The 684-nt window shown below is 56.7% G+C and carries 1 protein-coding gene; it reads left to right on the plus strand.

The annotated features are described in order from the left end of the window. Window positions 1-424 precede the first annotated feature (424 nt). Complete coding sequence (locus MF607_RS22590) at window positions 425-628, plus strand: hypothetical protein (RefSeq protein WP_242122403.1); 204 nt, start codon at window positions 425-427, stop codon at window positions 626-628. Window positions 629-684: the final 56 nt, after the last annotated feature.

Genomic DNA, 684 nt, shown 5'->3' on the forward strand with positions numbered 1-684 from the left:
TCATAACGGCAGGATGAATGCCGCGCTGTTGCAACCTATATTGAAAATGCTTGGTGTATTTTAAGCCATTCATGGGAGGTTCCTCCTTGATGGCTCGTGATCTTAGGCACAGACTTGCTTATGTCAAAAGCGCCAAATGATAGCGGATGTTCCGCAGCCGCCAGCAGACCGAGCGCATTCCCAAACCGTCAGATGATCTGACGATGTTGACCAGCCCGATTGTCTCAGATGAGTTTAGACCCGTCGCCTCGACCTGTCTCAAAACCGCCCAGACGATCTAACGAGACGGCATGGCACGGCGGCTGGGACGGTTCGTGTGGGTTTGCCCTATCGAGGCGGAGGCGCACACCGGCAACACACTCATTTTGCTTCAGAAAATCGCAATCTCATGAGAGCGTCGAACTTCATCTCGACGGGAGGCAGCATGGCGCGAACGACGATCAGGGATCAGCGCGGCTTTATCATCGGGCATATCGAGGACATGACGCACGGGCGGCAGCGGGCGTTCGACTTCGGTGGACGCATCCTCGGCACCTATGACCCCACCACCGGCAAGACTGTCGATGATACATTCCGCATCGTCGGCACGGGCAATCAACTCATGGGCCTCATCGAACGGGCACGGTGAGGATCAGGCTGCGTCGGCTTGCTCGAAGTGATCCCACGAGAGCATGAGGCGGTCGC

The organism is Sphingomonas lacusdianchii (assembly GCF_022664395.1).
GTDB lineage: Bacteria > Pseudomonadota > Alphaproteobacteria > Sphingomonadales > Sphingomonadaceae > Sphingomonas > Sphingomonas lacusdianchii.